The sequence below is a fragment of the Alteromonas sp. ABM1_013 genome (assembly GCF_056160505.1).
This window is the reverse complement of sequence record NZ_JBSWXH010000002.1, coordinates 542,291-568,019: the sequence shown is the minus strand read 5'-3', so window position 1 is coordinate 568,019 and position 25,729 is coordinate 542,291. Positions and strand designations below refer to the sequence as shown.

Below are 25,729 nucleotides of genomic sequence, written 5' to 3'. Positions count from 1 at the left end.
ATAGGCGACGAACATATTAAAGGCGAAGTCATAGATGCAGGTAAACCTGATGAAGTATCAATAAACATTGAAGAACGTTGAGCTGGAAAACAAGAAAACAATAAAAGTCTCACTAACCGATACGTACGTATGATAGGAGTACGGACCGAAAAATCTGGTTAAAAATGAAAAGAAAGGCGCGGCAGTAATGCTACTGCCGCGTGCTAAGCCCAACTAGACTAAAAATTAGACTAAAAATCAGGCTAGTTGGCCGCTATTTAGCGATTACAGGAAGACCTGTTGTCCACGGTCCCCCAGCATCAACCACAGCTTGTTGCAGCTTAGGTACAGCAGTATTTTGTAAAGTACTGATGCGTGTAACTACGCTATCTAGGCTGTCTTGAGCATAACCGAGCTGATCTTTGTGCTGCTGTGTAGGACCATAAGATGAACCTAACGCAGAACGAGCATAGCGCAGGCGACTCATGATATTCGCTGGCTTAATGCCCATTTTATCGCGTGATTTAAGACCGTAAAACGCTCTGTTCACTTCGTTTATCTCGTCTTGAATCGCAGCAAATTGGGCTTCAAGTTTTGCCACATCATTTGGCGTGCGGTCAATAGCTGTGCGCAATAGAGCCATTGTATCTTTAAGCTGCGTCAGCACTGTCGTTGAAGAAAGTGCACGTTTTTGCGCTGTGCTTACCTTATCTGAATAAGCAGCAATTTCTTCATAAGTAGCACCTTCAAGCGCCCCCTGAACAATAGGCTTAAGTTCAAACGAAACAGGTTCAGAAAGTTGTGTTACCTCAGCATTAACGCGCTTAAACAAGGTAGCAGTGTAGGTGCCTGGCAACGCCATCAGACCTCTGTCTTTGCTTTCCTTATCCGTAAGCGGACTCGTTGATGTATGCTTCATATCCCAGGTAATACGGTGTAAGCCCTTCTTCGCTTTACCCTCGACGCGCTTAATAACGTCTCCGTCGCTGTCGCGTACCTCAACATAGACTGCTGGCGCCGCTTCTTGGTTCTCTGCTTCCACGGCTTCCCAGCTTGGATATTTAGGGTACTTCTTATCCTCTATTAATTTTTTCTCTGCTTCTTGGCGTTTTTCTTTTGCCGTAAGCAAACTGTCTTTCAGGTAATAAGTGAAGGTTGCACCATGCTCAGGATTTTCTGCAACAAAGCGGTCGTCGCCGTCAGAGTCAGTGTGATTGTCATCTAGCTGGAACCATTTAACTGGGCGGCTCGGGGCAAACAAAATAGCGTCTTGCTGCATAGACTTCTCAGTCAATAAACGCAGCGGCGCATAGTCATCAAGAATATAAATACCACGACCAAAAGTACCTGCCACCAGGTCATTCTCACGGCGCTGAATTTTCACGTCACGAGTCGAAATGGTCGGCATGCCACCATCTAACTCAACCCAGTCTTTACCGCCATCTACCGAGAAAAACACACCAAACTCTGTACCAATAAAGAGCAAGTCTTTGTTCACATGGTCTTGCACAATACGCCAAACTAGGTGCTTCTCAGGCAAGTCTTCAGCAAGTGATGTCCAGCTTTTACCCAAGTTAGTTGATTTAATAAGATAAGGCTTGTAATCACCATATTTGTGGTTATCCAGCGCCACATATACGGTATTAGGGTCGAACAAGTCAGCGCGAATATCATTCACATAAGAATTGGCAGGAATGCCTCTAATATCGTCTAACTCAATCTTTTTCCACGATTTGCCGCCGTTGGTCGTAACTTGAATAATCCCGTCATCTGTACCCGCCCACAAAATATTCTCATCTACCGGGCTTTCAGCAAAGTTGGCGATGGTGTGGAATTCGGTCATGGCATATAAGTCCCAACCGGCCTCTACTGACCACGTGCGCCCCATTAATGGCGAGTGCATACGATTGCCGTTCTTCGTTAAATCGTCTGATACCGGCGTCCAGCTGTCACCGCGATCATCGCTACGCCACACCCGCTGCGATGCAAAGTAAATACGCGCTGGGTCGTGAGCTGAAACATTTATCGGCGCGTCCCAGTTGTATCGTTCTGCCGGGTCGCCTGGAAGTGGCTGAGGCTTAATGTATACGCCTTCACGGGTTTTCATATCAACGCGGGTCAAGTTACCCTGCTGCCACTGAGAATACATAATATCAGGGTTGCCTGGTTCTACCGCAGGACCGTGTCCGTCACCACCTAAGGTCAAGAACCAATCTTTGTTCTTAATCCCTTCTTCTCGCATAGTGCGCGACGGACCACCTTGGGTAGAGTTATCCTGTGCACCTGCGTAAATTTTGTAAAAAGGCTTTGAATCGTCTGGCGCAACTTTATAGAACTGGGTCAATGGCAAATTAGCCATAAAGCGCCAGTTCGCCATTCTATCGTGAGACATATAAATACCGCCATCAGACCCCATTAAAACAAAATCCGGGTCAGTGGGGTGAAAGGCCATCGCGTGATCGTCTACGTGCTTGCGCTTAGTATTAATAGGCGTCCATGTTTTACCGCCATCGTCTGATACTTTACTGTAGTTGCTGGCGATATAAACACGGTCAAACTGATGCTGGTCCGCGAAAATTTCTTGATAATAGTGAGGGCCAGTACCGCCACCTACTTCATCAGACATTTTAGCCCAGCTAGCGCCCTGATCAGCTGAGCGATAAAAACCACCACCGCGATTATCAGTTTCAATGGTGGCATAGATAACATCGGGGTTCATAGGCGATATAGCCATACCAATTTTACCCATATTTCCTTTCGGCAACCCTGTTTTAAGCTCCGTCCAAGTTTCGCCTCCATCGTTAGAAGTATGAATACCAGCACCTTCGTTTGTACCTACGTAAGCACCAATTGAGCGTTGACGTGCCCACGTTGCTGCGAAAAGTTTATCTGGATTGCGCGGGTCGATAAGTAACGATGTTACGCCCGTCCATTTATCAGCAGGCTTAAGCACTTGCTTCCAAGTTTCTCCCCCGTCGGTAGTTTTATACAAGCCGCGCTCGCCGCCACCACTCCAGAGAGGACCTTGAGCTGAAACCCACACGATATCTGGGTTAGTAGGATGGATAATAATGTCTGAAACATGCTCTGACTTTTTCAGCCCCATGTTTTTCCATGTCTGTCCGCCATCTAAAGATTTGTAAACACCGTCGCCGAAGCTGATGTGTCGACCACCATTATTTTCGCCAGTCCCCACCCAAATGATATTTGAGTTACTTGGCGCAATGGTTACATCGCCAATGGAATAAACAGGCTGGTCGTCAAAGATGGGCTCCCACGTTGTGCCCGCGTTGGTGGTTTTCCACACTCCGCCAGAGCCAACAGCGGTGTACCATGTAGACGGGTTGTTCTGGTCAATTGCAATATCGGCTATTCGGCCCGACATATAAGCAGGTCCAATGTTTCTCAGCTCCATGGCTTTGAATGTTGAACTGCTGAAGACTTCATTCTTGTCGTTTTTGTCTGCAAAGGCGGGGGTGCACGCAAGTGCAATTGATACAGCAACTGCCGCTTTAAGAAGCTTTTTCATTATTGTTATCCAGTGTATTTGATAGGGCTCAAAACCCTTTTTTTAATTTGTAGTATTATTACTCTATAGCATTACTAATAAATGCTTAAAGTTACAATGTAACATACGACCAACTGCCCATTACAACAGTTGAAAATATTGTGCACCGACTTAACATTACTTAATATTTTGATGGTCATTAGCCAGTGCATTTTTCAAAAGTAGTTTAGTCCTACCGACTCAATCTGTACATTTATTCAACAAGTCGTATATTATCCAATCTGGCGCTTTGTTTTACTATTCAGGGTGGTCAGCCATATAATATTAAATACTTAAACTGAGCCACAGGGTTCAAATAGATACGAAAAAGCTTACAGGCTCGAAGGGAATACATAAAAAATAATATGCGGATTAAACATCTAACAATTTTACTCGTCGTTGCCAGCGTTCTACTTAGTGCCTGCACACCTTCACAACCTACAGACAAAATCTTGATCAGTGGTCCTTTTGAACCAGTTAATAACGATCCGTCAAGTACCGGCTACATGTTCACACGAATGCAAATTCTGGAAACACTCATAGACGTGGATAACCAAGGTCAACTTATCCCAGGACTTGCTAGCTCATGGTCAAATGATGAGGACTTTACCGTTTGGACATTTAATTTACGTCCTGATGTGTATTTTCATGACGGCACATTAATGACCGCCGACGCCGTCTACAAAAGCCTTTCGGTCGCGTTTGGTAAACCAACGCCATTTTCAAAAGATATGATCGCCAACATGGAGGTGGTATCAGAATATTCTATCAAGTTCACCTTGAACCAAAGTTACCGTCCTTTCCCTTCTCTGTTAAGTAATTATGCAACTGCGATCGTGGCACCTGCTACCTTCGGCAAGTTCAATCGAATTAAAACCTTAATAGGTACAGGCCCCTATCAAATTACGCACTTTGAACCACCCCACAATATCACAACCACACGCTTCGACAATTATTGGGGCGAGCCCGCTGTTATTGAAAACGTTGAGTACGTAACGGGTCACCGCTCTGAAACGCGGGCGCTTATGGTACGAACGGGGCAAGCAGATATTGTGTACAACCTCGACCCTGCCGCGGTTAGCATGTTGCGCACTGACTCTAACGTAAACGTGTTTAGCGACAGGATCCCTCGCACCACTTTAGTTAAGTTAAATAGCGGCCATCCTATCCTCTCAGATGTAAAAGTAAGACAAGCACTGAGTTTAGCGATTGACAGAAAAGGCATTGCATCTGGCGTAATGCGTATATCGAATATCTCTGCTGATCAGCTATTTGGCCCAAATATTCGAGACTGGCATATTCGTTCTACTACAGATAATGCTACCAATACTATTTCAATGAGTGACGCTGACAATAACCCAAGAATTAATAATAGCGTTGAAAATGGCGACTCATTGTTAAACAGGAAAAAAGCGGAACAACTGCTTACCGACGCAGGATGGTTAGTAGGTGAGAATGGCGTGCGCTACAAAGATGGCTCACCTTTAACGCTGGATATGATTACCTATGCCAATCGCCCAGAACTCATTACCATTGCCACGGCAATTCAAGATCAGTGGGCTAGCATTGGAGTGAAGCTCTCTGTCCATATGGAAAATGTAAGTGCCATTCCTTCAGGGCATGCTGATGGTACATTGCAGACTGCACTTATGGCGCGTAACTTTGCTAACATCCCAGACCCTCTCGGTATAATGCTGGCTGACTTTTCTTCAAAAGAAGGCGGAGATTGGGGGCCAATGAACTGGCAAAATGAAAAAGTGTTTAGTGATTTAAAAACCTTAAGTCACACCACGGATGAACACGCTTACAAATCGTTGATATCATCAATTATGCAAGAAGTTCAAAAAGACGTTCCTCTCATCCCCGTTATGTACTATGTACAGCAAACGGCTACATCTAGGCGACTTAGAAACTTTAGCTTCGACCCTTACGAGCGCTCTTTTCGTGTATCTCAAATGAGAATAACCCCATAGCAATGAGAAAAATCCTACTTCAACGGCTGCTTCAAGCAGTACTGATGGCGTGGAGTGTAGGCACACTCACATTTATTATAGCCCGTTCACTACCTGGAGATATGGCTTACAAAATAGCGGCTGGCCGCTACGGCGATGATGCGGTAAGCACAAGTGCCGCTAATGCCGTAGCAGAAGAACTTGGTCTACACAGAAGCGCTTTCGAACAGTACGTAAGCTGGATGGCCGATTTAGCCTCTCTGGATTTAGGCACAAGCTTGGTTACGGGAGCCCCTATTGTTGTTGAGCTACAAAATCAGCTTTCTTACACCCTTGTTCTCGCTGGGCTCGCTATTCTGTTATCCACATTAATTGCGTTTCCTCTGGGAATTTATAGCGGCATCAGAAGCGCTAGAAAAAGTGAAAGTTCTCCTAAAAGCCGCGCCTCTCTCTTCGATAAAACAGTATTAGTATTTTCCACGTTCGTGCGCTCTCAACCGGTATTTTGTTTAGGGCTAATTCTCATCTTTATTTTTGCTCTAGAGCTCAACTGGCTTCCGGTTGCGGGCTCTTCAGGCTTTGTCTATACCATTTTACCTGTAATGACCTTAGGGTTAAGCCTGGCCGCTATATCAAACCGCGTAATTCGCAACAGTACTGTTAATGCGGTTCAGTCGGGTTATTTCCATTTCGCCAAGATCAAAGGGTTAAGCGCTCTAGAGGCGTTCAGGTGCCATGCGCTTCCAAACATCGTTATACCTGCTCTAGCCTTCATGGGCATTCAGCTTATTGGGTTGATTGAAGGCGTAATTATGATTGAAAGCCTTTTTGCTTGGCCCGGCATAGGACACGGACTTTCCCATGCTGTCTTTGCCCGCGACATCACTATGTTACAAGGCACTGCTTTGCTAATGGGCTTGTTATTCGTATTGGTCAACACACTTGTCGATTTAAGTCAGTATGCACTCGACCCAAGGGTGAGGGAAAATCGAGGACATAGCCAATGAAGACACCCGCCTTACCTGTTGAAAAAGTGATTGGCTTTTCACTTTTGATGCTGCTCTTATTACTTGCGTTGGGCGAGCCTGTTCTATTGGGAACAAACGGTAACCAACAAAATTTAAAGCAAGTGCTCGAAGCCCCAAATGCGGAACATTGGTTAGGTACAGATCAATTCGGACGCGATATGCTGGCCAGAATCTCAGAGGGTCTACGCATATCACTTTCTCTCGCTACACTGTGTGTACTAAGTTCATCAATCATTGGCGTGCTAACGGGCGTAATTGCAGCGTGGTGTAGAGGTTGGGTAGATACGACATTGAATTTCATTGCCAATACAATATTGGCGCTCCCCGGACTGGTACTTATTCTTCTTTTCGCGGCGCTAGTACCAGGCTCTTTCATTATGCTGTATTTAGCCATTTCCTTAGTACTGGCCGTCGAGTACTTCAGGCTGGTACGTGCTATCACTCTACCAGTAGTGGCAGGCCCTGCACTGGAAAACTCTGCGCTAATGGGTTTTCCAAAACGCTATTTATTTAGTAAGCATATATGGCCCGCCATTCGACAAGACGTGTTATCACTTGCTGCTTTTGGTGCCTCCTCCTCAATTATCGCCATGGCATCGGTGGGCTTCGTTTATGTTGGTTTAAAACCACCCAGCCCTGAGCTCGGGCTGATGATAGTTGAGCTTTTTCCATACTATCACGAAGCACCTTGGCTGCTCGCACAACCTATTTTCACCCTATTCGTTCTCGTACTGGGCTTTCACTTACTTTCTGCGAAGAGTGACAAAACACCTCGTGCAAATAAGTTCATTTTTGACAGCAGCAGTAGACTATCGAATTGTGATGCATTGGAGCGCAAACTGTGAGCCAATATATTGCTATTGAACATTTATCAATTTACGCGCAAGACACCATTATTGTAGAGGATCTATCCCTTAACCTTGAACAAGGCGAGACACTGACTATATTGGGTGAAACCGGGGCAGGTAAAAGTCTGCTAGCGCAAGCAATTATGGGCGATTTACCGTCTGCACTGAGGGTTACGGGAAATGTCCTGGTAAACGGTGTAGATATGCTTCGTGCGAACCGACGTGAATGTGAACAATTGTGGGGGCGAGACATTGTTATGCTGCCGCAAGAGCCATGGCATTCTCTAAGCCCAATGATGAAAATTCGCCAGCAAGTCGCCGAAGTTTTTCGGTTTACATTGGGTAACGGTTCTCGCGAAGCACAAAAGAGTGCGAAGACACAGCTAGACAGCCTGGCTCTTAAAGACGACTGTGATAAAGTCCCTTCTCAACTTTCTGGTGGAATGGCACAGCGTGTTGCTTTTGCCTGTGCATCAGCGACTAATGCACCTTTATTTCTAGCCGACGAACCCACAAAAGGGCTAGATGCCGGACGCAAACACCATATTATTGAGCAACTAAAGCAAAAAGCTAACGACGGTACGCTACTTACCATTACGCACGATGTTTCAGTGGCAGAGGCACTGGGTGGTAAATGTATGGTGCTAAAAAACGGGAAACTGGTTGAAACAGGTGATACCCGCAAGATACTGTCCTCCCCGTCATCAAACTATACCAAAACCCTTATTGCGTCGGCTCCGCAACACTGGACTACTACAACAAAAAAAACGCATAGGTTTGCACCGCTGGTATCGGTGAATGACCTCACAATTATAAGAGGTAACCATGCACTATTTACTGGCCTTAGTTTTTCTTTAGGGGAAGGCGAAATTGTCGGGCTTTGTGGTGATAGCGGCTGTGGAAAAACGTCTCTAGGTGATGCTCTACTTGGGCTTCTACCCTATCAAGGCAATATTGCGTTTCATACGCTTTTACACCGTTATCAAACCCTAAAGCTATATCAAGATCCCCCCAGTTCATTTGCCGATCACACTACGCTTAAATCATTGATTGATGACGTAATAAAGCTTCACAAGGTGTCTAAAAAGCGTGCCGATTTACTTTCATCTCAACTAGGCCTTAACCAGCAATTGTTTGAGCGCAGCGCTTCTGAGGTAAGTGGAGGTGAGCTTCAACGCATTGCTTTGCTGCGCGCGCTGCTACTAAGGCCCAAGCTACTTATAGCTGATGAGCCAACATCTAGGCTCGACCCCATTACAAGTAAGGCAATTACTCACTTACTTGTCGATCAATGCAGAGAAGAAAGTTGCACGGTGCTCTTTATCAGTCACGATAGAACACAGCTAGAAAAAGTCTGTGACCGCGTCATTGACCTTCAGACTCCCACGACATCAAAAGCCGTTATATAACGGCTTTTGGAAGACAAGATTCAGGGCTCTTTCGTGTGTTTATACGCAAACCGTAGCCGCGAATGAACTAAAAAGTCACGATTTCATCATTAATAAGATGACCTACAGCCTGACTCCGCTCAGCATCGACAAAGGCGCTATCAATCGCGCTAAAGCGGGCCGTAGTAACCTTTCGATAATTCGGGTGTGTATAAATATAAGTTTGCTCTGACTGAAGCGCCTCTATCACGCGTTCAGCTAGCACAGAGGCATCGATTCCCGACTCTACTGCTTTAGTTGCCGCTTGAGCGCCTGCTTTGAGCTTCTCTTTATCAATGCGCTTTTCAGCTGCCACTGCATACTTTTCTTGTCTGTTTCTGTACGACTCATGGATGCGAGTTTTTACAAATGCCGGGCACAATACCGAGGTGTGAATACCAAAAGGTTTCAACTCTGGCACCCAACTTTCTGTCATAGATACCACCGCCGCTTTTGAAGCGCAATAAGCACCAGCATATGGCATTCCCATCATTCCCGCCATTGACGCTACGTTTAATACCCAGCCTCCTTCGCCGTGTTCTTTGATGGCTGGTACGCATGCTTGTGCGCCATAAAGCACGCCCATTACGTTCACATCCATAACCCAGCGCCAGGTTTCATGCTCTGAATCTTCTACTTTACTTGGGGTGCCGCCCACACCAGCATTGTTAATGACCATGTGAACCTTGCCAAATTTCTCTTTGGCATTGGCAACTATATCTTCCCACTGGGAGTAGTCGGTAACATCTAGGGCGCAAGTCAGTACATCAAAACCTTTCTCTCGTAAATCATTGCCCGACTCGGCTAATGCATTATTATCAATATCGCCCATGACGATATTCATACCCTGCCTTGCCAATGCCTCTGCCAGCGCTAACCCTATGCCGCCAGCGGCGCCAGAAATAATAGCGGTCTTACCCGTAAATTCGTTAGACATCTTACTCTCCTGTTATTGTTATTGCGCCGCGGCCCCTTAGGCAAAGCCATTTCAATGAAGAATTAGAAATCGCCTACCTCACTCAATTAGCGCTTATCTACACACCTAGATTAGGGGTAACAGGATGGGGAAAATACTTTATTTGCCTAATTTGGATAGCTTCATGAAATTAATAAGGCAGGTTAAAAATAGTAGCGGGGCAAATACAAAAGGGCAGTGACTAACCCTGCCCTTTGCTTGAATAAATTATCTCTTACCCGGTGGTTAGTTCGTTTACTTCGCAGGCATCACATAAACTTCTCGAACACAGGCCGATTCATCTGCACTTAGCGCAAACAATACCGACTTTGCTATATCTGCTGGCTGAAGCTTATCTTCCTTGGGCTCGTCAAAAAATGGTGTGTTTACCATGCCGGGGCAGATTGTAGTGCATCGACCACCCCACTCGCGCATCTCCTCGGCAAGATTTTGACCGAAACCATAGGCAAACCATTTACTTGCACCGTAAACAGAACCTTTAATAGCCACTCTTCCGGCTACAGAACTGGTGATAATAAAGTGCCCTTTCGTTTTTCGAAGAAAAGGTAAACTTGCTTTAGCGGTATAGAGTAAACCGTTGACGTTAGCGCCTAACATCCCGTCCCAGTCTTCTACATCACCTTTTTCGATGCCGGCAGCTTTGGATCCGCGCCCAGCGTTGGCAAATACGCCATCTAGACGACCAAAGTGCTTATGTGCTTGCTCAAATGCGCGGTTCACTTCGTCGAAGTTACTCACATCAGCCTTGATAGCGCGTGCATTGTCTTCGCCCAATTCGTTAACTAATTCGCTTAACTTATCTTCACTTCGCGCGATAAGCGCAACTTTGTATCCTTTATTAACTAGCTGCTTTGCCGTTTCTTTTCCAATACCGCTAGAAGCACCGGTAATCGCAATAACCTTGTCGCTCGGTGTAGAATCTGACATATCATCTCCCATTTTTAACTCATAGAAATTATCGTTAGTCTGCTTCTCTCACAGCTTCGTAATGTGAAGAGAAGCTAAAGTTTGGAAAGACACTATGCAATCATCTTACTAATTTGATCGACAAAGGCTGGGATGTCGTTAGGATTCCTGCTGGTAACTAACTTGTCATCGGTCACCACTTCTTTATCTACCCAATTCGCACCTGCGTTTTTCAAATCCGTTTGAATACTAGGGAATGAAGTAAGGGTTGCACCTTTCGCTAAACCCGATTCCACTAATAGCCATGGGCCGTGACAAATTGCACCTACGGCTTTGATGCTGTCAGTACCGTTTGCTTCCTTGATAAAGCTTACCGCGTCTTTGTTGGTACGAAGTACATCTGGGTTTATCTGACCGCCCGGAAGAACAAGAGCGTCGTAATCACTAAGATTTGCCGATGTAACCTGCAAATCAACATTTACGTCTTTACCCCAGTCGTCTTCATCCCAGGCTTTAATAGTGGTTTGATCTTCAATAGATAGGATATCAACCTTTGCGCCACGTTCGGTGAACATCTCTTTAGGTTGAACCAATTCACTTTGCTCAAAACCATTGGTTGCTAAAATAGCAATTTTTTTACCCTGAAGGTTTTGCGTGTTGCTCATACTAGTTACTCCTTTTGAACGTTCTATCGAATTTCCGAAGCCCTACAGACGCTAGAACGATTATCTAGGGCTACGCTTATCAATTTGGTAAAAAGTAGACTGCAAATTACAAACCATCATCCTTAACAACACGCAACCCATTGTTTAAATTAAATTTTTTAATTAATGTTCAAATTGAGCTTTATTGAAGGCTTTATCAATTATTCGCACGCTCCATGAATGATTTACAGAGCTTATTAAGCCGTCTTCTTTAATTTGATGTATCAAAGTATACAAACGCGCACTTACCGAGAAAAATTTGAGGAACTATGAGCAAGGGACGATTCAGCCACGCAAAATCTGCGTTCGAGCTTTCACTAAAAAGCTGGTGGAGCATAACGAAACGTATATTCACTAGCCTGCAAAAAGACAATATTCCCCTTATTGCTGCGGGTGTTGCTTTTTACTGTTTACTGGCGATATTCCCATTACTTGGTGCCACTATCGCCCTATACGGTCTTATGGTTTCACCAGAAGAATTACAAACCCATATGTCGTTACTTGTTAACGTAGTGCCAGCCGATAGCCGGTATATTATTGAAGAGCAGCTTACCAATTTGACCGAAAAATCAAGCTCGGCCCTCGGCTGGGGCTTTTTATTTACCCTTTTGCTCTCACTTTGGAGCAGTAGCAAAGGCGCTAATGCACTTATAAAAGCCTGTAATATCACGTACAGTGAATCGGAAGGGCGAGGCTTTTTAAGAGGGATACTGGCTCGTGTGACCTGCACGATATTCATGATCTTAACTGTAATAGTCGCCTTAGCCTGCATCACCATTTTACCAGAAGCGATAGTCTGGATAACGGCAAAGTCTATTAGCGCAGAGCAAGCTACATGGATAACCTGGCCCATCATGCTTGGCTTGTTCAATTTAGCTTTGTCAGCGTTGTACCGCTATGCGCCACACCGCCGTGAAGCCCAATGGCGTTGGGTGACACCAGGTTCGCTGTTCGCCACCATACTATGGCTAGTTGCATCCTATGCGTTTTCTTTCTACCTAAATGAATTTGCAAGTTATAACAAAACCTATGGCTCTGTGGGCGGCATTATCATCTTACTCATGTGGCTATATATAAGTGCCTACATCATCCTTATCGGTGCAGAGGTCAATTCTGCAATAGAGCTTCAAACAACAGCCGATAGTACCAAAGGCGAAGACAAGCCTATGGGCGAAAGGAATGCTTTTGTAGCTGACCATACCCCAGATGACCTGAAACGTAAGCGGTCTTAAATCAAGCAGCGCGCGATAATATTGAAAGCTAATCTTGCAAGCAGCTAGTGAACCGCGCAATAGGGGTTTCTGACAAAACTATACTTCTATTCAGTTAAATTCAGTCAGCATTTTGTATACCTTTTCTCTTACCCAATGTTGGGTAAATTCATAAAAGGAATTATACAATGCAAGAATTAAGTTTTACTGATATTGAAAATGTTTCCGGCGGCTGTGAAGAGCACTGCTGGGGTGATTTTAGTTTTGCGGGCTTCATGGCTTCTGTAGGTGCAGGGGCACTAGGTGGTATCGGTGGAGGCTGGGCTGGCGCAGCTTTAGGCGGTATTTCTGGCGGCCTAGGTTACGCTGGCGGTAAAATTGGCGACAAAATGTCAGAACGCACGTCTCTAGAATAAAAATCCGGAGGCGTAACGCCTCCGAATTCGGAGCTTTTCAATGAATATATCAATTGTTCAAATAGGTAAATATATTGCCTACATGCTTTTTATAATTGTAGTGAGCGTATTTTCGCTAAGGACATTATCATATTTTTTCCGTTTTCATGAGCATGCTGAAATGGTGATTACAACAACAGTCATTTTCGTCATAACTCTGCTTTGCACTATCGGAGCAAAAAAGCTGAATGTCTTCCCCTCCCCTATAATAAAGCGCTAGCCTGTAAACAGTTTTATCTAATGCAACGCGTTTCTGGGCTAACGCGTTTTAAACCTAGGAAGTTCTTCGCTGTTTGTAGCTTGCATAGGTTGTTTAATGTTGGCGCGTTTAAATGTTGCGCCTTCCAGAATGCACTGAACGGCAAGCGGGAAACACACTTTCGCCATTTTTCTTCACCACCTCGCCATAATAACTGTTCATAATTCGCCCTATTCTGGGCGTTTAATAATAAGCATCGTCACTTAACGCGAGCTTATTCCATGCTATTTACCAAAACACCCAAGCGTGACTACATTACCCCTAGTCGCATACATAGGCCCTTGTTTCGCGAGCGGCAACACGCGCCAAAGTCTCGCAGCCATACCTTATTAATACTTATTTCATTTCTGTGTTTCTTGCTTGGTGTGGCGGTAAGCCCACTAAGTCGCGCAGAGTCAGGTGAGCTCATGATGCAGAGCAAGGGTGGAGAACCGTCACCCGCCTTATTACACTCTACTCACGTTGAGCTGCAAGTTAACGGCATGATTGCTCACGTCACCTATTCTCAAACGTTTACCAATGATAGCGATGAATGGAAACATGGTGTGTATACCTTTCCGCTTAATGAAAACGCGGCGATAAATAGTACGGAAATGCTTATTGGCGATAGAGTTATCGTCGGGAAAATAAAGCCGAAAGCTCAAGCCAAAGAAGCGTTTGATGCAGCAAAAAAAGCGGGAAAGAAAGCCAGCTTAACGCAACAACAGCGACCGAACTTATTCACTCAACATTTAGCAAATATAGCTCCACATAAACAGATCACGGTTAAGTTACAGTACATACAGCAGGTTGCGTATGATAATGGAGAGTTTAGCTTCCACCTTCCTACCACCCTTACTCCTCGCTATATCCCTGGCATTCCTACAAGAAACTTAAGCGATGCCGATTTAATTGAACATGCTTACCCTGGCAACACTGGCGCAAACAATCACAAAGAAGAAAATTTCAATGACGCGTCCAGCGACGACGCTGATAGTAGAAGTAAGCGAGCCCCGCAAAGCACAGAGCATGGCAGCAGTCGTTTATCGAGCCATAACACATTTATTTCAGGCTGGGCACTACCCACAAATGAAGTAAGTGACGCCGATAAAATAACACCGTTTATGGCGCCAGCTCAGCCCGATAGTATTACGAATCAGCTTTCTTTTAATGCAACAATAAACGCGGGAGTGCCGCTTGATTCTATCAATAGCACAGGCCATCAACTTAACTGGCATGCTATTGAAAACGCTAAATATCAATACCGCGCTTGGATTGATGATAAACACGTAACCATGAATAAAGATGTGTGGTTGCGGTGGCGTCCTTCGAAGGACGCTACTCCACAAGCAGCCTATTTCGCTGAAGATATTGATTCAGGTCACTATGCGCTGGTTATGCTAACACCACCTCAAGTTAACCCTGACGATCTTCAAGACTTTCCGCGCGACATTACTTTTATCATAGATACATCGGGTTCGATGGGCGGACGTCCGATTAAAGATGCCAAAGCCGCGTTGAAGCTAGCGATTGAAAGACTAGACACAAAGGACAGGTTCAATATTGTGGCATTCAATTCAAGCTACACAAAACTATTCAGTCAACCTGCCAATGCTAAGCCACATAATATAAAAACGGCCCTATCTTTTATCTCTGAGCTACACGCAAACGGTGGGACCGAAATGGCGGGCGCCCTTTTAGAAGCGCTAAGCGCACAGCCAAAAGAAAACTACATTAAACAGGTTGTATTTATCACTGATGGCGCCGTCGGAAATGAAGCTGCACTCTTTTCAATGATTCAACAACAGCTAGGTAGCGCAAGGCTTTTTACGGTAGGAATTGGCAGCGCACCTAACAGCTACTTTATGACCCGCGCAGCACAATTCGGCCGAGGTAGTTATGTGTTTGTCGACAACCAAAATAACATTCAAAAAGAAATGCAGCGCTTATTTAGCAAGCTTGAAAGCCCTGTATTGAGCAATCTTTCTTTAACGCTGCCAATGAATATGCGGCACAAGGATAATGTTGAAGTTTACCCGAAACGTCTGCCTGATTTGTACGCTGGCGAGCCACTGCTCATTAATTTAAAAGTGCCCGACCTTGCCTACGAAAAGCACAGTCATGGTAATAATTTGGAACAGAATACTGCGGACAATAGCTTGGTGCTTGAGGGTACTTTAACTGACAAAGACGGTAATACCCATAGATGGCAACGCAGTATACAAGCTAGTTCTTTAACAGCTCAGCGTACCAATAACGTAAGCGATAATTCGGCTAATGCTAAACCATCACACTCAACTCAACGCAATGGTATCGCTACCGCATGGGCACGTAAAAAAGTTGCGGCGCTAATGGATGAAAAGGCTCTTGGTAGAGAAGAAAACGAGGTTAAAAACGACATTATTAACGTAGCCTTAGCCCACAATCTAATTACGGCATATACCAGCTTTGTTGCTATTGAAGAAGTAGTATCAAGACCTGAATCGACAAACGTTCAATCGCAGAACATAAAAAACCTAATGCCGCAGGGTACACAAATGCGTACCGTTAGCTATCCGCAAACTTCTGCAGGAATTAACTTTTACCTCGCTATTGGTGCTTTTTCACTCCTCTTTTTAATACTGCTTTACACGAGGGAAACTCAAGGTTTTCTTTTAAGGCAATGCCGTATTTTCATAAAAGACGAAAGAGTAACGCACAATGGTTAAGCCTAAAATACTCATAAGTGTGTTGCTTATTGCGGCTGTAGCCTTTGGATTTGGCAATGTTGCGTGGATATCGATAAAAGCAGAGTTAGCCCAAGTACTGATCAAAAAAGCTTGGGCAGAAACCTTGCAAACTGGCGCTGAAGTTAAGCCGTGGCAATGGGCAGACACGTGGCCCGTCGGGCGGTTAGTGCACCCCAAAAGCGATACCGACTTATATATTCTAGAAGGTGCCCAAGGTAATGCGTTGGCCTTTGGCCCAGGAAGACATATCAATGCTGGAGAGCTGGCCAATGAAACCAGCGTTATTGGAGGCCACAAAGACACCCATTTCGCTTTTCTTGAAAAGGTTAATATTGGTGATGCGCTACAACTTCAAACTTCTGATAGGATATGGCACCCCTATCGAATTTCAGCCAAGCGCATTGTTGATACAAAAAAGCAAACGCTGAATGTTCAACTCAATCAAAAAAGGCTGTATTTGGTGACATGCTATCCATTTCATTCCATCGCCCAAGACAACCATTTAAGGTTAGTTGTCGAGCTTAAGCCTTCATAGAATTGGAGCTATGGGGTCAGTGTCGTTACTCTGACCCCACTTTCTTGATGAGTGCGGCTTTCTCACTTTCGCTTAAAAACGCTATTTCTAAGGCGTTTTTCTGCGCTTGTTTAATATGAGAAGCAGTCAGGCCTGCTTGCTTGGCTGCGATATCAAATTCGTGGTCTAGCTCTATACCTTGAACGGCTGGATCGTCGGTATTTAGGCAGGCTAATATGCCGTGATCTAAAAAGGTTTTTAACGGGTGTTCTGGTAATGAAGTTACCGTATTTGTGAGTATGTTACTGGTTAAACAACTTTCTATGCCAATGCGCTTATCGCGCAAATAGTCCATAAGCTTACAATCATAAATGGCATTAACACCATGCCCTATTCGCGTAGCACCTAAATCATCGATAGCTTGCCATATACTCTGAGGGCCCACCGCCTCGCCCGCGTGTACTGTGATAGCTAATCCTTCATGCTGCACTTGTTTAAAGTGCTCTACGAACAAGTCACCAGGAAAGCCTTTTTCATCGCCCGCCAAATCAATGGCAGTAATGTGAGTTTTGCACGCCAGTATTGCATCTAACTCTTGCTGACATGCTTTTACGCCATAAGAGCGCGACAATATACCTATCAAGTTAACCTTAACATCGTACTCTTCGACTGCGCTTTTTACACCATCTATAATCGCTTCAACCACACCTTGTGTAGGCAAATCGTGGCTTTCTGCCATAAAGTAGGGGCTAAAGCGCAGCTCTGCGTAATCAATGCCCTGCTTTGCCGCATCCTCAACATTTTCAATAGCCACACGTCTACAAGCATCAAGATTGCCTAAAACCTTAACGCCCCATGTTAGCTTATTTAAAAACGACACCAAATCCGGCGCGATTTTCATTACTTGAACGTGTGGTCGCAACCCCTCTATCGAGTTAGCGGGCAGATTAATATTAAATTGCCGTCCAAGCTCAAGAATAGTTTGCGGGCGCACATTACCATCTAGGTGGCGATGTAAATCTAGAAGCGGAAGTGTTTTATTAATCATGGCTATACGATTTGGATTCGAGCACTCTTAAGTATAACACTTGCCGCGTTAAACCTCGCTTGCTGCCCGAAAATAACTTTTTTATAGCGGGACAAAACTGTGCTTTTTTTGAAACGAAACTTGTTTTAAGTTTAGGCCATTGTGTCGACGCAATACTTATCGATGCTTTGTGCAGTTTTTCAAAGCCAAGTTCTCCCAATTTCTGATGTGGCTTTGTACATAAGCTGTTTTCCACCTAAGACTAACCAGTCACCTCCCCTTATAACGTAAATAACAGGAGCACAGTTATGTGCGGAAAGTGTATAGAAGGCTGCTATTTAGCAGGCTGGCGTAATGGTGCGTATTCATTCGAACACATGCAAGAAGACCCCGATTTTATGGGGCTAGACGTGATGTCCGCCCATGGGTTTGTCGAAGTAGTTTGTTCACCAGGTACGTCAACCGAGCATCTAAAAGCGCTCGGCCTAAATTCATCGCCAATGATGGCATGGGCAGGCTATGTTTATTCGACAAGTTCGCCCCATGCTTCTGTCAATTTGGCCTACTACAACTGTTACCTAGAAAGCCAAAAAGCGAAACGTTATTCAACAGACAGCGAATGGGTAGAGCTTAATGCTCGCTATCCGTTTGTTACGCAATTTTTGGATAACTTAACGTTGCAGCACATCGGTAACCATTCGGACGCAGCTCTTCTAAATGAGATAGAATCGCTCCTGCTTGCCATTCATGGCAATGGCTATTACACCTTTGAACTTGTGACTTCGATGTTTTCTGATGGAGGTGTATTCCCAATTGTTGAACTAAGTAAACACGCTAAGCCTTCTTTATTTGTTGAGCACGCACTTGAGATCTTTTTGCTTACCGAACACCTATTGCACTACCGCCCTTTAAGTTGGGCGCTTCAAGCGGCACTCAGCGTTGACCTAACGTGCGATTTTGACAGCTACCACATGTCATGGCGCCGCTATACGGCAAATCGCGTTTTACAAAATTTGAACATTGACGATATGAAAACGTTGGGAGGGACACTAGCGCTCAATACTATTCACGCGGTCTGTCAGCGCAATGTAGAAAATAAACCGCTGCTTAAAGCACTATTGAACGTAGTAAAAGACTGTAAGGGCGATACCTACATTGCCCCTAAAAAACTAGCATCGCAAATCGCAACTCTACTTGCCGTTTAAGTGGTAGTGGCGATAGCTTATCAAGGCTCAAGGGCTGTGCCTTGATAAGGCTTGCACAAGTCATTACATCTCTTTTTTAAGTGTTTTTGCTACTGCTAATACCAGTTCTGCCGAAGGGCGAACTTTGTAATCTGGGTTCACATAACTAAATAAAACTTTCCCTTTTTTATCTAGCATAAAAATAGCAGGCGCTGGCAACACGCTTTTTCCACTTTCATCTTTGGTTAAATCAATACCATAGGTTTTGTATTTTAATTCAGTCATGGTATCTACGTAGAACCCAACGCCGAATTCGCGGATCGTATTTAATTTATCGTCAGATAGCAATGTAACCAAAAACTCAGTTTCAAGTTTTTGCTCTTGTAAACGCGCAGGTGATTCAGGCGAAATTGCCAATATCTGATACCCCATGTCCACTAAGTCTTTTTCAATATCTTTTAGCTGGGCAAGCTGTTCGTTGCAGTATGGGCACCACCCGCCACGATAAAAAAGTACAATACTGGGCTTTTGCATAGTCAGCGCTTGTAAGCTTACCGGTGATCCGTCAGCCATTTTAAGCGTTGTTTTAGGCGCAACCTGGCCATTAAGTAATGGCGTCACCGAATTTGCATCTTCAGCAATGGTTCCGCGCTCTAATGCATGTACATTTGATGTACCCGCAATACAGGCGAATACCATAACTGCCATAGCGACGAGTTTTTTCATTAATCCCTCTCCAAATTTATATTCTTATTGTGGCTTGTTTACCGTTTTAGTTATTCGCGCTTCGCGCGATGCCCAAGAACATGACCGAGAAGGTTTGTTTAAAATTTCATTACGCATGAAAATAAACGCGTACTTACTTGTGATATAGGCCTCTTAGCTACAGCAGGCAACGCATTTTACTGGTAATATTGCGTCAAAATTTGCAGTAGCGTTTGTTCGCATAATATACAAGGCTTTTCGCAAGCCTTAATAAACACAAAGCAGGATCATCATGGCTCTTAAAGCGACCATTTTTAAAGCTGACATATCAATTACAGATATGGATCGTAACTACTACAACGATCACAACCTTACTATTGCCCGGCATCCATCCGAAAATGACGAGCGCATGATGCTGCGTATTATCGCCTTTATTGTGAATGCTCACGAGCGTTTGGAGTTTACCAAAGGGCTCTCTGATGACGACGTGCCCGATTTGTGGCAGAAGAGCTTTAGCGATGAAGTCGAGTTGTGGATTGAGTTAGGTCAACCGTCAGAACAGCGCATCAAAAAGGGCTGTAATCAAAGTCAACAGATGATGATTTATTCATACGCTGACAATAGCTTTGATGCCTGGTGGAAGAAAGAGCAAAACAAGTTACAGGCAAGAAAGAACCTGTCAGTTTTTACTTTACCAGAGTCGCTAGCCGCTACGTTAGCTAATGCTGTTCATCGCTCTATGCAAATACAAGTTACCATTCAAGATGGGCAAATGTGGCTGACCATCGAAGGTGCCGATGTGACCGAGAGTGTGGAAGTGCCTATCGAGAAACACCTGTAATGAAAAAGCTCTCTGCCGTTCAGCTTAAACAACAAGCACTGGTTTTCAGTGTAGCCGATAGCTTGGAAGCACAAGGAATTGAAGAACTTGAAGGTATGCAACAATGCTGGTTCGACGTTCAATATCATCAATTCCCTGGATCTTTACTGCTAAGATTTCAGTTCGAAAATGAAGAGACACTGTCACGGGCCGAGCCTGAATTAAAAAAATGGCAGCGACGATTAAGTGCAGCGCTACTTAAAAAAGGTGTAGTGTTGAAAGACATGCGTCGACATCTTGTATTCACTACGCAAGGTCCAGAAGATTAACGCGCGTAGTGCATCACAAAACCACGTCTTGCGATGCACACATATTCTATAAATCGCGTAAATTTTGTTATAAACCTTTCATTTTTCCGCATAAAGTCTACTTACACTTTACTAGATAAGTAGGCTAGACTGGATTAGTTGAATATTCAGCTTGCCAAATATTGATATTAAATGGCTGGTACCACTTAGCCTTATGCTGCATGTTCGAACACCATGTTGATCGGTTATAAAAATAGCCACTATCCCAGTAAAAGGAGCTTCATAATGAAAACTAAAGCAATGGCGTTAGCACTACTACTGTCTTTAATGGGCTGTACAGAATCTAGCGAAGAAACAAAAAGCGAAGTAAGCAAAGAGATGGAAAAGGCAGGCGAGACAACTTCTGAAGCCTATGAAGAGGCGAAAGAAGGCGCGGCAGATTCTTGGGATGAAACCAAAGATGCAACATCTGATGCCTTTGATGACGGTAAGAAAATGGCTTCTGATGCCTATGAAGATGGCAAAGAGATGGCTTCAGACGCATATGAAGACGGCAAAGATATGGCCTCTGACGCGTATGACGCAACTGCAGAAAAAGCAGGTGAGTTTAAAGATGCAGCAGCGAAGAAAGCACATGAAGCTTGTGTAAAAATGAAAGAGCAAATGGGCGGCGACGTTAGCGAGTGCGACGATTAAGTTAACCGCGCTATAAAAAAATAGAGAGCGAACCTTCGGGTTCGCTTTTTTGTTAGCGTTTGATAAAACAGGTGTTTTTAATTAAGACTAATCACACCCCGCTAAAATCACAGAATCGGACGTTATCGTTAAGGGGGCAACCCTTAATAACGTGTTAATGCCTAAAATATTATTGCCTTTCGGAAGCACAGCGACCTCCACCGGCCCGACTTCACAAGTGTTACCAATTCGAACAGAATTTAACTGATACTGAGATATCTTTACGATCTTTCCGTTCGCCATTCTTGCTGCCGAGGTTCGAGTGGCAAGCAGCTTTTGGTTACGTGTTAAAGCATCGAAGGTGGCTTGATTTAGGGTCAGCAGACTTGAGCCCGTATCCAATAAAAATGAAGCATTCACATTCGTTTCCAAAGTCGCCTCTAAATAAAGCGTGCCGCCTTTGCTTTGTGAAAGTGGAATACTTTGTTCTATCGCCGACACTGTCGATGCGAAAGCGAATAATAAAGTTGATAGCGCCAAAGACGGCCCCCTGAATTTTAACTTCACCGCAACGATACCTTCTGCCGAATTTAAATAGGTATTAGGTGACAGCAAGATAAAGACCAAAGGGTAAGTGATTGATTTAGCCAGCAGTCTTTAAAACCACGTAGCGCCATGGCACCACAACGGTGCATCCACTCATTTTTCCTGCACTATGATTAACCATCTAATTTCTATCATGGCCCGCTATCACTAAACTCGCTCGCGATCTTCTTGATTGTTGAAATTTTCTATAAGCAGTTAAGTGATAGCAAATGACTATCACCAATCGCCATTGTTTAGAACTTTTTTGGTCATACAATAGACTAAAGTAGCAATTCAATGAGAGGACACAACATGAAATTACGCTATGTATTGGGTTCGTTAATTACCGCTGTTTCACTTGGCTTTTCTGCAAATGCAGCACAGGCAATGTCCGCATCAAGCGATGAAACGGTTGATGTGCAAGTTGTTGATTATTCAGGTAAGCCACCGTTTAAACGCAAAATCGTAAGCTTGTCGGTTAATGATGTTGCACAACTAGAGTCGGTAGGACAAGACGCCATCGAGTATGTAGAAGTGAAAGACGTCATTATGCGCGGCAAGCCCCCATTTCGTAGAGTGACAAAAATGATGCCGGTTTACGACGTAGCTCAACTTGAGGTACTCGAAGAGCAAGCTGACACACAAAAACGAGGCACGCGCCCGCCGTTCAAGCGTAACTAATCGTTGCTTGCAACTTCCAACCGATTGCACCAAAGCGATTCACTTTTTGCCTGAGTGAATCGCTTTTTTATTGTGCATACATAATCACGTAACCTGGTATTTTTCTCTGTACTACAACATTTGTTTTGCCCGTTTTATTTTTATTAACGCGTCAGAAGCGATAAAGTAATAGAAAACAACTTAGAGATAGTAAATGCAGCCTCACGACCATTCACCACTCAACGATTTTATTGAATACCCTAAAGAGCAAATGCTAGCTCGCAGCGAAAAATTCTTAAAAACCATGCAACGTCGCCACAGCATTCGACACTTTAGCGACCGACCCGTGGATAAAGCAGTAATTGAAAACTGTATATTAACTGCGGGAAGCGCGCCTAGCGGGGCGAATCATCAGCCTTGGCATTTTGCCGCTATTCAGTCGCCCGAAGTAAAACAACAAATACGCGAACAGGCTGAAGCCCATGAGCGCGGTTTTTATAATGGGCGTGCCGGGCAACAGTGGCTAGATGACCTTAAGCCTTTAGGTACTGACGCACGTAAACCGTATCTGGAAACAGCGCCTTGGCTTATTGCAGTTTTCAGTCAGAAGTTTGGTGAGACGGAAGCAGGAGAAAAAAGCCAAAACTATTATGTGCACGAATCGGTGGGTATCGCGGTGGGTATGCTTATCACCTCACTTCACAACGCAGGTTTGGCGACCTTGACCCATACACCAAAACCTATGAACTTTTTAACCGATGTTTGTCAGCGACCAGACAATGAGCGCGCTTACATGCTCATTATTGCGGGCTATCCGGCGGACAATGCCACCATTCCTGCTCACGCCAAAAATAAAAAATCGCTTAGCGAGATTGCGAGTTTTCTGTAAATTAAAAAAGCGCGCAGGGCTTGAGCGTATGATGTAAACCGAGTCTCTGAAACAGCATAACTAATAAAAGCTTTGTCATAGACATGAGATACGCAGCACTTATAATGCGCCCTCGTTATTAAGGGCTGCGACCTTTTCTTTACGATTTTCGATCAACCTCGTTTAACAGCCCCTCGGAGCTCGTATCCTCATGTCATCGCGTCACACATTTTCACCGCAACTTCCTTTTCTGTTGTTAAGCCTTTTAACTGGCCTAACATCATCGTTTGTTACGCCACTGATGAGCTACTTTCTCATTGATGAGATCAATGTTGAGCCTATTTATATCAGTATATATATGGTGTCTGTGACGTTATCAGGTTTAGTGATCAGTCAATACTTAGGTCACTTGGCAGACAAAGGTTTTAACGCAAATCGTCTTTACGGGCTCACCATGATTTGCGTGGGTATAGCCATGGTCGCATTTATATTCAGCAAACAGTTTTGGCACGTTTTTCTAGCAGGCGTATTGTTTATGTCGGTAGGTGCCGGGGCCGTGTCTCAGATGTTGACCGTTTCGGGATTATGGGCAAAAAACCAAGACATCGACTTAGCCGCCTTTAACTCAAAAGTTCGCGCTGCTATCTCTCTCGCTTGGGTAGTAGGTCCGCCGCTAGCATTTACGCTGGTTGCCAATTTTGGCTTCGCAGCGTCCTTCTCGGTGGCCATCGCGTGCGTGGTTGTTGCAACGCTTTTCGTAGTGAATGTTGTGCCGCCTCAAAAAGCCAACCAACAGTCACTCAATACGAGCCTCAAAGGCTCGCTATCGCTGCCGTTTTGGCTAGTTGGGTTGGCCATACTTGCCGGAATGGCGGGTAACGTTATGTATTTATCATCCATGCCTTTATACGTTATGAATGAGCTAGGATTAGCGGAAAATTTGCCAGGGCTAATGATGGGTGTTGTGGCCGCACTTGAAATACCTACCATGCTGCTAGCAGCCAAGTTAGCGCGCCGCTTCCCACCTGCTGGTATCATGGCTGTAGCGTTTATTTTTGGCTGTTGCTTTTACGTTGGCGTGTATTTCTCTCAATCGAGTTGGGAGCTGTTAACACTTCAAATATTAAACGCACTGTTCTATGGTTTATATGCCGGTATTGGATTGACCTTACTGCAACAACAAGCACCCGATTTAACAGGGTTCACATCAGCGTTTTATTCAAATGCCACCCGTGTGGGTATGATGTTAGGCACTATCGGTGCAGGCACCGTGGCTCAATTCTTTAGCTTCAGAGATGCCACCATCGGTTCGCTGTGCATTGCCATATTTGGCTTAAACGTGATGTTAGTGTTCATGGTTGTAAAGCACCGGGTAGGTCGCTAGAAGCCTGCCTTTTTTGCTGCGCGTACTTTCTTTATGCTTTAGTACACCCAGACTATTTTAATCGTAGCTCCATCTGCACATCACATCTCGCGTAAGGCGATGACGCCCCCTTAATATGCTTAAACCCTATCTTTTCGTACAAACGTATTGCGGGCTTAAGTACCGAATTGCTCTCTAAATAAAGCTGCTTTAACCCCATCAGTTTCGCTCTTTCGACAATACTTTTACCTAACAGCAGCCCTACCCCTTTGCCTTGAGCTTTGGGAGACACCGCCATTTTGGCAAGTTCAAACGTATCGTCAGTTTGTTTGATAAGTGCACAGCAGCCTATGGGTTCGCCTTTTTCTAACGCGATTAATATCACACCCGACTGATTCAAAATGTAGCCTTCAGGGTCGTCGAGCGCTTTAAAGTCGGGCTCTTCGAGCTCCCAATATTTGCTTATCCATTCTACATTGAGCGATTTAAATGCCTCGCGATACTTTGGCGCATAATCGACTACCTTAATATCAGGCGAGTCACCGTCCACTCTTGCACTAATTGGGCGATATCGAAGGTGCCGTTCAACTACGCTCACCGCTTCCCATAAATCGATACCCGTTTCTTCCTTTAGTTCGCGCATAGCAGCGTCTATGGCATCGCACTGCTTTTCCATTTGGGGCACCATCGCTTTCGCTTTGCTGTTTAAAGCCACCAGCGTAACCCGCGAATCGTCGCTCGATTTATAACTTTCAATAAGGTCGCGTGCTTTCATTTCTTTTACGATTTTACTCACCGACACGTGAGAATGATTTATCTCTTTAGCGATATTCACGACAGAATCAGCACCTTTTGACGCGAGCACGTAAAATACTGGAAACCACTTTGGCTCTATCGCAAATCCAAATTTCGCATAAGTATTTTCCGCATCCTTTGACACCTGCGCGGCTAACTGACGTAAGGCAGTACCTAATGCAATATGACCCAATTCATTAAATGACTTCATTTCACAAAACTCCG

The 25,729-nt window shown here is 44.6% G+C and carries 23 protein-coding genes; 15 read left to right on the top strand and 8 right to left on the bottom strand.

Annotated elements, in window-relative coordinates:
- Nucleotides 1-253: 253 nt before the first annotated feature.
- Nucleotides 254-3,508, bottom strand: coding sequence for a WD40/YVTN/BNR-like repeat-containing protein (locus tag ACXAGK_RS07070; RefSeq protein ID WP_474855184.1), 3,255 nt, complete (start codon nt 3,506-3,508; stop codon nt 254-256).
- A gap of 524 nt (nt 3,509-4,032) precedes the next feature.
- Here ACXAGK_RS07070 and ACXAGK_RS07065 point away from each other — a divergent pair.
- From ACXAGK_RS07065 to ACXAGK_RS07050, 4 genes are read left to right on the top strand one after another with little or no spacing between them, the layout of a single operon-like run.
- Nucleotides 4,033-5,499 (top strand): ABC transporter substrate-binding protein, encoded by a 1,467-nt coding sequence (locus ACXAGK_RS07065; RefSeq protein ID WP_474855182.1) that lies wholly within the window; start codon nt 4,033-4,035, stop codon nt 5,497-5,499.
- A 2-nt stretch (nt 5,500-5,501) separates the two neighbouring features.
- On the top strand, nt 5,502-6,485 hold the full coding sequence (locus ACXAGK_RS07060) for an ABC transporter permease (protein ID WP_474855180.1): 984 nt from the start codon (nt 5,502-5,504) through the stop codon (nt 6,483-6,485).
- Entirely contained in the window at nt 6,482-7,351 is an 870-nt protein-coding gene (locus ACXAGK_RS07055) for an ABC transporter permease (RefSeq protein ID WP_474855178.1), read from the top strand. The genes ACXAGK_RS07060 and ACXAGK_RS07055 overlap by 4 nt, the downstream gene beginning before the upstream one ends.
- Complete coding sequence (locus tag ACXAGK_RS07050; RefSeq protein ID WP_474855176.1) at nt 7,348-8,763, top strand: ABC transporter ATP-binding protein; 1,416 nt, start codon at nt 7,348-7,350, stop codon at nt 8,761-8,763. The genes ACXAGK_RS07055 and ACXAGK_RS07050 overlap by 4 nt, the downstream gene beginning before the upstream one ends.
- Before the next feature lie 67 nt (nt 8,764-8,830).
- Here the strand turns inward: ACXAGK_RS07050 and ACXAGK_RS07045 are convergent, their stop codons facing one another.
- The 3 genes from ACXAGK_RS07045 to ACXAGK_RS07035 form a co-directional block, all read right to left on the bottom strand.
- Complete coding sequence (locus ACXAGK_RS07045) at nt 8,831-9,718, bottom strand: SDR family NAD(P)-dependent oxidoreductase (protein WP_474855174.1); 888 nt, start codon at nt 9,716-9,718, stop codon at nt 8,831-8,833.
- 273 nt (nt 9,719-9,991) lie between these two features.
- Complete coding sequence (locus ACXAGK_RS07040) at nt 9,992-10,684, bottom strand: SDR family oxidoreductase (protein ID WP_474855172.1); 693 nt, start codon at nt 10,682-10,684, stop codon at nt 9,992-9,994.
- Nucleotides 10,685-10,776: 92 nt separating this feature from the next.
- Nucleotides 10,777-11,328 carry a type 1 glutamine amidotransferase domain-containing protein gene (locus tag ACXAGK_RS07035; protein ID WP_474855170.1) on the bottom strand — a complete coding sequence of 184 codons (552 nt, stop codon included), beginning with the start codon at nt 11,326-11,328 and terminating at the stop codon, nt 10,777-10,779.
- Nucleotides 11,329-11,636: 308 nt separating this feature from the next.
- Here ACXAGK_RS07035 and ACXAGK_RS07030 point away from each other — a divergent pair, with 308 nt between their 5' ends.
- The 4 genes from ACXAGK_RS07030 (at nt 11,637) to ACXAGK_RS07015 (ending at nt 16,535) form a co-directional block, all read left to right on the top strand.
- Nucleotides 11,637-12,599 (top strand): YihY/virulence factor BrkB family protein, encoded by a 963-nt coding sequence (locus ACXAGK_RS07030; RefSeq protein WP_474855168.1) that lies wholly within the window; start codon nt 11,637-11,639, stop codon nt 12,597-12,599.
- Nucleotides 12,600-12,766: 167 nt separating this feature from the next.
- Nucleotides 12,767-12,994, top strand: a complete 228-nt coding sequence (locus tag ACXAGK_RS07025) for a hypothetical protein (protein WP_474855167.1) — start codon at nt 12,767-12,769, stop codon at nt 12,992-12,994.
- Nucleotides 12,995-13,699: 705 nt separating this feature from the next.
- Entirely contained in the window at nt 13,700-15,979 is a 2,280-nt protein-coding gene (locus ACXAGK_RS07020; RefSeq protein ID WP_474855165.1) for a marine proteobacterial sortase target protein, read from the top strand.
- On the top strand, nt 15,972-16,535 hold the full coding sequence (locus ACXAGK_RS07015; protein WP_474855163.1) for a class GN sortase: 564 nt from the start codon (nt 15,972-15,974) through the stop codon (nt 16,533-16,535). Before ACXAGK_RS07020 ends, ACXAGK_RS07015 begins: the two co-directional genes overlap by 8 nt.
- Nucleotides 16,536-16,560: 25 nt before the next feature.
- Here the strand turns inward: ACXAGK_RS07015 and add are convergent, their stop codons facing one another.
- Nucleotides 16,561-17,562, bottom strand: coding sequence for an adenosine deaminase (gene add / locus ACXAGK_RS07010; RefSeq protein ID WP_474855161.1), 1,002 nt, complete (start codon nt 17,560-17,562; stop codon nt 16,561-16,563).
- A gap of 287 nt (nt 17,563-17,849) precedes the next feature.
- Here add and ACXAGK_RS07005 point away from each other — a divergent pair, with 287 nt between their 5' ends.
- A complete protein-coding gene (locus tag ACXAGK_RS07005; RefSeq protein ID WP_474855160.1) occupies nt 17,850-18,746 on the top strand; it encodes a hypothetical protein in 897 nt (298 codons plus the stop codon).
- 63 nt (nt 18,747-18,809) lie between these two features.
- Here ACXAGK_RS07005 and ACXAGK_RS07000 read toward each other — a convergent pair whose 3' ends face one another.
- Nucleotides 18,810-19,451, bottom strand: coding sequence for a peroxiredoxin-like family protein (locus ACXAGK_RS07000; protein WP_474855158.1), 642 nt, complete (start codon nt 19,449-19,451; stop codon nt 18,810-18,812).
- Nucleotides 19,452-19,722: 271 nt separating this feature from the next.
- On the opposite strand from ACXAGK_RS07000, the gene ACXAGK_RS06995 reads away from it, so the two are divergent.
- The 3 genes from ACXAGK_RS06995 (at nt 19,723) to ACXAGK_RS06985 (ending at nt 21,254) form a co-directional block, all read left to right on the top strand.
- The gene (locus ACXAGK_RS06995; protein WP_474855156.1) at nt 19,723-20,271 is read left to right on the top strand and encodes a YaeQ family protein; all 549 of its coding nucleotides are present in this window, start codon (nt 19,723-19,725) and stop codon (nt 20,269-20,271) included.
- The gene (locus tag ACXAGK_RS06990) at nt 20,271-20,579 is read left to right on the top strand and encodes a hypothetical protein (protein ID WP_474855154.1); all 309 of its coding nucleotides are present in this window, start codon (nt 20,271-20,273) and stop codon (nt 20,577-20,579) included. The genes ACXAGK_RS06995 and ACXAGK_RS06990 overlap by 1 nt, the downstream gene beginning before the upstream one ends.
- Before the next feature lie 264 nt (nt 20,580-20,843).
- Nucleotides 20,844-21,254, top strand: coding sequence for a hypothetical protein (locus ACXAGK_RS06985; RefSeq protein WP_474855153.1), 411 nt, complete (start codon nt 20,844-20,846; stop codon nt 21,252-21,254).
- A gap of 87 nt (nt 21,255-21,341) precedes the next feature.
- On the opposite strand, the gene ACXAGK_RS06980 is transcribed toward ACXAGK_RS06985, so the two are convergent.
- On the bottom strand, nt 21,342-21,800 hold the full coding sequence (locus ACXAGK_RS06980) for an aspartyl protease family protein (RefSeq protein ID WP_474855151.1): 459 nt from the start codon (nt 21,798-21,800) through the stop codon (nt 21,342-21,344).
- A 330-nt stretch (nt 21,801-22,130) separates the two neighbouring features.
- Between ACXAGK_RS06980 and ACXAGK_RS06975 the strand changes: the two genes are divergently transcribed.
- From ACXAGK_RS06975 to ACXAGK_RS06965, 3 genes are all read left to right on the top strand, one after another.
- Nucleotides 22,131-22,499, top strand: coding sequence for a hypothetical protein (locus ACXAGK_RS06975; protein WP_474855149.1), 369 nt, complete (start codon nt 22,131-22,133; stop codon nt 22,497-22,499).
- Nucleotides 22,500-22,692: 193 nt separating this feature from the next.
- The gene (locus ACXAGK_RS06970) at nt 22,693-23,367 is read left to right on the top strand and encodes a nitroreductase family protein (RefSeq protein WP_474855147.1); all 675 of its coding nucleotides are present in this window, start codon (nt 22,693-22,695) and stop codon (nt 23,365-23,367) included.
- Between the two features lie 190 nt (nt 23,368-23,557).
- Complete coding sequence (locus ACXAGK_RS06965) at nt 23,558-24,730, top strand: sugar efflux transporter (protein ID WP_474855145.1); 1,173 nt, start codon at nt 23,558-23,560, stop codon at nt 24,728-24,730.
- A 52-nt stretch (nt 24,731-24,782) separates the two neighbouring features.
- Here the strand turns inward: ACXAGK_RS06965 and ACXAGK_RS06960 are convergent, their stop codons facing one another.
- Nucleotides 24,783-25,715, bottom strand: coding sequence for a GNAT family N-acetyltransferase (locus tag ACXAGK_RS06960; RefSeq protein WP_474855143.1), 933 nt, complete (start codon nt 25,713-25,715; stop codon nt 24,783-24,785).
- Between the last annotated feature and the right edge of the window lie 14 nt (nt 25,716-25,729).